Annotated in this window: 5 protein-coding genes and 1 pseudogene; all 6 read left to right on the top strand. The window is 61.3% G+C overall.

Annotation, left to right across the window (positions count from 1 at the left end; translation table 11 throughout):
* Window positions 1-301: alkaline phosphatase PhoX (locus tag ACYVD0_RS04075; protein WP_460425619.1), on the top strand; the 301-nt coding region annotated here is incomplete at its 5' end.
* 124 nt (window positions 302-425) lie between these two features.
* Window positions 426-622: pseudogene (locus ACYVD0_RS04080) on the top strand (transposase); the annotation flags it as partial.
* Window positions 623-882: 260 nt separating this feature from the next.
* Window positions 883-1,371: a SixA phosphatase family protein gene (locus tag ACYVD0_RS04085; RefSeq protein WP_460425620.1), complete on the top strand. Its 489-nt coding sequence runs from the start codon at window positions 883-885 to the stop codon at window positions 1,369-1,371.
* A 284-nt stretch (window positions 1,372-1,655) separates the two neighbouring features.
* Window positions 1,656-3,596, top strand: coding sequence for a phosphate transport regulator (locus tag ACYVD0_RS04090; RefSeq protein WP_460425621.1), 1,941 nt, complete (start codon window positions 1,656-1,658; stop codon window positions 3,594-3,596).
* A complete protein-coding gene (locus ACYVD0_RS04095; RefSeq protein ID WP_460425622.1) occupies window positions 3,593-5,242 on the top strand; it encodes a pyruvate, phosphate dikinase in 1,650 nt (549 codons plus the stop codon). Before ACYVD0_RS04090 ends, ACYVD0_RS04095 begins: the two co-directional genes overlap by 4 nt.
* 336 nt (window positions 5,243-5,578) lie before the next feature.
* Window positions 5,579-6,340 (top strand): CHAD domain-containing protein, encoded by a 762-nt coding sequence (locus tag ACYVD0_RS04100; RefSeq protein ID WP_460425623.1) that lies wholly within the window; start codon window positions 5,579-5,581, stop codon window positions 6,338-6,340.
* The last annotated feature ends 350 nt before the right edge of the window (window positions 6,341-6,690 follow it).

Genomic DNA, 6,690 nt, shown 5'->3' on the forward strand with positions numbered 1-6,690 from the left:
CTGGTTCGACCCCGAGGGACGCCTGTGGATCCAGACCGACATGAGCGGTAGCCAACTGAGCGACGGGCCGTTCGGCAACAACCAGATGCTGGTGGCCGATCCCGAGAGCGGCGAACTGAAGCGCTTCCTGGTCGGCCCCGTGGGCTGCGAGGTCACCGGCATCACCGCCACCCCGGACTTCCGCACACTGTTCCTCAACATCCAACACCCCACCGAGACCTGGCCGGACGGCCCGGACAAGCGACCGCGCTCCGCGACTGTGGTCATTACCTGGGAAGACTGGCGCCGCCGGGTACTGTGACCTCTGGAACTAACAGGGGCATGATCGGCCCAGGCTGGTCATAGCTTCATTTGCCCAAAGCAGGTCCATGATCAGTGGCCTAAGAGTCTGTTATTAATCCCTGATTTGCTTATCGTTTGCACTCATGCAGACGATAACCCGAAACCCTCACTCAACCGATGTCAGCGACGAGAATGGGCCTTCGTGGCACCCTATTTGGCGCTGATGCCTGAATCCTCCGCCCATCGCGTCCATAGCGTGCGCGAGGTCTTCAATGCCTTGCGCTACATTGCTCGTGGTGGGCTGCTCTGGCGCGAGATGCCTCACGACCTGCCGCCCTGGTAGGTGGTCTACCAGCAGACCCGGGCTGGATCGAGGCAGGCATTTTCGAAGAGCTGGTGCAGATCTTCGCGAGCTGATCCGCATCGCCGACACGAAAAGGATGCACCATGGCTCTCCGGGACTGAACAGTTAGGTTGAATCAGTGCTGTCGTGGATGCCGCCCTTGGTTGCGAGCCGAAAGACGATTGCGATTGTGCCGCTCAAGCATGATCTACAATGGAAATGGGCTTTTCCTTCCGGACGTACAAGGGATGAGTGCAATGAAAACGCTATTTCTCGTTCGTCATGCCAAGTCGAGTAAGGACGAGGTTACCTTGCCCGATCAAGACCGGCCCTTGACGGACCGGGGTAAGAGCGATGTGCCCAAAATGGGCAAACGATTGGCGAAGCGGGATGTGAAGCCCGATCGGATCCTGTCGAGTCCGGCGATACGCGCGCTGGCAACGGCGGAGGTCATTGCCAAGATGCTCGATTACAGGTGCAAGGATATCGTGGTGAATGATGAGCTGTATGCCTCCCAGGCGGATGATGTGCTCGAGGTCATTCGAACGCTTGATGACAAGCTGAAGCAGGTGATGCTGGTTGGCCACAATCCCGCGCTGGACGAACTGGCACATCGCCTCTCGAGCAAGATCGACCACCTGCCGACGTGCGCCGTCGCCAAATTCGATTTCGCTGCGAAATCGTGGGCGGACATCGGCAAGATTAAGCCTACAAAAGTCATACTCGACTATCCCAAGAAGGCATAAAGTCGGTCACGACGCCCCCAATGTGCACTCCACCTATCGCGGCAATTATTGATGCAGGAACCTTTCCTGGCCACGCAAGAGGGCAGCGCCGAGCAGGCGATCAATTACGATAACCTGCTGAGCCACGCCAGCTCCTTTGCACTTGAACGCGAGAAAGCCAAGCGGATGGTCGATGGGGGAGCCGGCTTGCCCGTCAGGCAGACTGATGATGGCCACAGGATTGAAATAACTAGCGACGTAAAATTGCCAAGCACCACGCTTGCGGTTGTGAACCTGGGGGCCGCATGGAGAAACTCGATGTCGTCGCGTCTCTGGGGCAGATGCAGTTGTTGCGCCCGGCCTGGATCACCGCAGCGCTGGCAGCCAATGACCGGCTGAAGCTGTATCTGACGGTGCTGCAGGCCGCCCAGTCCCATGCCGAGCAGCCGCATGCGGCGCTGCTGGATCTGAGCCGTGAACTGGCCAGCGCGCAAGTCGGCGCCTCCTGGCTCAAGGACTTGCCTGGCACGGCTTACCGGGAAGGCAAAGCTCTGCACATTCCCGACCTTCCTCGTGTTGCTGCCTTGCTACGGGACGATCTGCGCATCATGGCGCGCCCACTACTCGAAGGCGCCGCCGAATCCGAACTGGACAGCCGGGTGAAGCAGTGGTGCGCCTGGCTCGATGCGCTGACGGACGATACGCTCGAGGCCGCGCAACTGAAGGTGCTGACCAGCGGCAAGCGCGGGACGGAGGACAGCCTGCACCTGCTGGTGATGGATCTACACAAGGCACTCAACCGCATGGCGGTCGAGTTGTCGAGCGAGACTATCGATGGCGCACACGTCTGGCAGCTGAACGACGAGGATCGCCCTCGGGTTGCCGCGTTCATGCGCGGACTCAATCGCACCCGCGTGCTCAAGCTGGACCATCCAGGCCTCGATACCGCCGCCACCCGCGGCAATGGGCGCCTGCTGTTGCAGAACGATATCGGTGCCAACGACGTCCATGTGCTGGTGGTTCAAGTGGAGGGCTTGGGTATCGCCTTGATCTATTCTGACCTGCACCGCCAGCGCTTCGCCTTCTTCCAGGCCATGCTGGCCGAGCTCGGGGCGAGCTGGTCAGAGCTGGAAACGCGTACCACGGTGGGTCTCAACGCGGGACAATCCTACCATGTCGGCACCGCGACCTTCGCTTGCCAGGACGAGGCTGCGCTGCAGCACATCCTGGAAGGCATCGGTTCGTGCATCGTCTTCCTGATCGACTGGAACCGCGCCCGCAAGCGTTTGGTGCAGTTCGTCAGCAAGCCCGAAGCGGTGGACATCCTCATCGAAGCGGCGCATCGCGAGGTGGGACACATGGCCTGGCTGGTGGCTGGAGGCGAACGCCTGATCTACGCGGCCATGCAGGCCTTGGGTGCCGACTACTTCCACATCGGCGACCGCCTAGACCAAGTGATGGGCACCGCGCAGGCGAAGGCCTTTCTCGTCGAGGTATTGCAACTCTCCAGCCAGGCCATGCAGCAGCGACAGCCCGTCGCGCTGATCGCGGACGAAACGCGGCTGCTGCTGGTACGTCATATGCGGCGGCGGCGCGACGAATTCGATTTGTTGACCGAACATGCGGCGTACTGTCATGTGCTCGCCGAGGGCGTGCGCGATGCTCTTGCACATGGACATCAGCGTGACCGGAAGGCTGCGCGCAAACTGGCCGAGCGCGCCAAGGAATGGGAGCGCCAAGCCGACCTGCTGGTAATACACTCACGTACCCGCGCCGAGCGTCATCCGCGCTGGGAACCGTTCAGCCGTTTGATCGAGCGTGCCGACGATGTGGCCGATTATCTCGAGGAGGCGATTTTCCTCCTGTCGCTGATCGCCGACAATCACCACCAAGGCTGGCAAGGTGACGTGCATCAGGTGATGCGGCGACTGGCCGGAGAGGTCCTCGCGGCCACTCAGGACCATGTGAGGGCGCTCGCCATTGCCTGCACGCTCGGGGAGCAGAGCAGTGGGGAGGACCATGAGGAGTTTGTCGCCGCGTTGTGGCGGGTACTCAATGCCGAGCGCCAGTGCGACAACCTGCTGCGTGAGGTTCGGCGGATGCTGTCCGAGCACGTTTCCGATGCCGCGACGCTGAACCTGAGTACCGATTTCGCCAATGCCCTCGAGCAATCCACCGACGCGCTGCTCGCTACCGGTTATGGCCTGCGCAAGCTGGCCTTCAGCCGCCTGGGGAGCGGGGTATGACTCCGCGACTTGAATCCCTTCAAACGACCGCCGAGCAGAGCCCGCTCAAACTGATCCAGTTCATCGGTGGCAGCGCAGCGCTACCCGAGTCTGCATCTCCGGCCTCCCTGGGTATCAAGGCCTGGAATCTCGTCCGCATGGCGGAACTGGGTCTGCCTGTGCCGCCGGCCTTCGTCATCGGCACGGGCTGGTGCGGGCAGGCGGAGGTCGCCCCCTCGCTCTGGCAGGAGGCGCTGCAGACGTTGGAGCAGCATACCGGTCTCGGATTTGGCGATGCGCGGCACCCGCTACTGCTGTCGGTACGCTCGGGAGCACCAGTTTCCATGCCGGGGATGATGGAAACGTTACTCAACATCGGCCTCACCGAGGCGACCCTGCCCGGTCTGGTGCGGCTCACCGGGAATCCCCGTCTCGCCTGGGATGCCTACCGCCGTCTGATCGCCGGCTACGGCGAAGTGGTTGCCGGTATCGACGGGCGACACTTCGAAGCGGATCTCAATACCGTACGCGGCGACAATGACGAACGCGAACTCGATTTCGCCGCCCTCCGTGAAGTCGCTAACCGCCATCTGGCCACCTATGTACGGGAGGTCGGCGAAGCTTTCCCGCAGGATGCTCAGGTTCAACTGCGTGAGGCGATTGCCGCCGTCTTCGCCTCATGGTACAGCGACAAGGCCCACACCTACCGCGAACTGCACGATCTGTCGCACTCCCTGGGAACGGCGGTGACGGTACAGCGGATGGTGTTTGGCAATGCGGGCGGAATGTCCGGATCAGGCGTGGGTTTCACCCGCAACCCGAGCAATGGCGAGCCCTTGCCCTGGATCGATTTCCTCTTCAATGCCCAGGGCGAGGATGTCGTGAGTGGCCGCCACAGCGCACAGGGGCAGGATGAGCTGGCCGCCGTGGCGCCACAGGTCTGGGAGGCCCTGCTGCGTGCCACCGCGCAGTTGGAGAAAGGCTTTGGCGACATGCAAGACTTCGAATTCACCGTGCAGGATGGCCAGCTTTTCCTCCTGCAGACGCGCGACGGCAAGCGCACGCAGCAGGCGGCAGCGCGCATTGCGCTTGATCTCCACGATCAGGGCATCATCTCGCAGGAAATTGCGCTTGAAAGAACCCGATCGCTCGATGCTCGGGCGCTCGTATTGCGGATGGTGGCAGCCGAAGAGGGCCAGCCTCTCGTGCCGCTTGCCCGTGCGGCCAGTGCGGCCAGCGGAGTAGTGTGCGGTGAGATCGCCTTGGATGAGGCGCGGGTACGGGAACGCAAGACGGCCGGCGCCAGGGTGGTGCTGCTGCGACGCGATGCCGAGACGAGCGACCTCGCTGCTCTCAATCTGGCCGATGGCCTGCTGACCCAGCGGGGTGCGCGCACCTCCCACGCCGCGGTAGTGGCGCGCCAGCTGGGCAAGGTGTGCCTGGTCGGCTGCGAAAGCCTGGCGATCGAGGAGGCGAAGCGCGTCGTCTCCATCGGCGGCCAGGATCTACGGGAAGGTGATCTCATCACCCTCGATGGCAACGAAGGAGTTGTGTATGCCGGTGCGACGTGGGTGGAGGAACGAATTCCGCAAGAACTGCTCGATCGCCTCGAGAGATTGCGCAACGTAAACCAATGCTGTCGGGATGGCGTATGCGATAGCGTATAATCAGTATTGCCTCAGTTGAGAGCTAAGCAATTGATTGCAAAAAAAATCAGCGTCTTTCAACTTTCTTGGGCTCCACAATGATAGTCAAAATAGAAAAAATCAGTGGTGAAACCGGTTGGGCAGTTTGGTTGGATAGCCACAAGATACACTTTACAAGCCAGATAGAAGCGGAAGCTTTTGTCGAGCAGTTGCAAGCGCGACTGCATGCTCCGCATCCTCTGCCAGCAAGCTGTGATGAGGTGATATACGAGCAGTAGTTGTGATCGGGTGGTACGCCTGACGGGCTCCTACGCTTTCTGGTCACTCTGGCCACGCCTGCTGTTCGGGAGAGTAGGGATGGTAGTCGATCAGCTGATCAAGCATGTTGTGCGATTGGATGTCGCGCTGCAGGCCTGCAGCGCCAGGTTGCGAGCACGCAGCGATGACGAGGCGCTGCATGATCTGCGCGTCGCTGTGCGCCAGTTGCGCAGCGTGTTGCGTCCCCTGCGTGGCCTGTCCGATATCGATACGCTGGAGGTTGCTGCTGCCGCAGTAGGCCATTTGAGTACGCCTCTACGCGACACCGAGGTCTTGCTGCAGGAACTGGATGCCCGCGGTCTGTCGGACTTGAGCGCGTCCCGCAAGCTGGAGCTGGAAGCCGGTCGCGATGCACTGCTGGCCAGTTCCGAATGGCTGTTGTTGCGCAATGCCCTGGAGGCATGGCCGGCAGTCTGTCGTCAGGCCGAGCGGGCTGGGGATCTCAAGGGTCTGCGCAAGCACATCCGCAAGCGGCTGGTGAAGCAACAGCGCAAGCTGGCCGAAGGGCTGCGCGATCCGGCCCATGACCGCCACCGGCTGCGTGTCTTGATCAAGCGGGTGCGCTACACCGACGAGGTCTATCCCGAGCTGTCTACCCTGACGGCCGGGACACCCAAGCGATTGAAGGCAGCGCAATCGGCGTTGGGCGACTGGCATGACTGCCTGCAATGGTTGCACCGGGCCGAGCAGGAAGCCGATCTCCAGCCGTTATGTGCACAGTGGCGCCAGGCCCTGGCCGACGCCGAGCAGTGTTCGGACCAAAAACTGATGCCGCTTTGCAAGGATTTTCCCGTGAATTGACGGGCGGCCCCAGTGCTTAATAGCGCACCTTGGAAGCCGGTGTATCTATCCTGCGATCGCGCGTGGAGCCGGTCGTAGATATTGGTCATGCTGATGTTGGCGAGCAGATGTCCATTGTTGCATTGGCCAGCAATATTTCCTCAAATCGTGACGGTCAGTAGAAACTGGTCTTTCACCAGAAAACGCCCTTGTTGCCTAGCACTACAGTTGCATTTTGGAAATGAGATGAGCCCGCCTGGCCCCGGTCTGATGAGCCCTTCGCCAACATGACCAGGCAATGATCTGTGCCGGATCGATCAGGCGCTGTGCCAGGCGGGTGGCGATGCGGCGGATTTCCTGCATGGACCAGC

The sequence above is a fragment of the Azotobacter armeniacus genome (assembly GCF_054779355.1).

Coding starts and splice junctions, on each gene's coding strand:
- ACYVD0_RS04085 (WP_460425620.1), top strand. CDS start 883: ATGAAAACGCTATTTCTCGTTCGTCATGCCAAGTCGAGTAAGGACGAG.
- ACYVD0_RS04100 (WP_460425623.1), top strand. CDS start 5,579: ATGGTAGTCGATCAGCTGATCAAGCATGTTGTGCGATTGGATGTCGCG.
- ACYVD0_RS04095 (WP_460425622.1), top strand. CDS start 3,593: ATGACTCCGCGACTTGAATCCCTTCAAACGACCGCCGAGCAGAGCCCG.
- ACYVD0_RS04090 (WP_460425621.1), top strand. CDS start 1,656: ATGGAGAAACTCGATGTCGTCGCGTCTCTGGGGCAGATGCAGTTGTTG.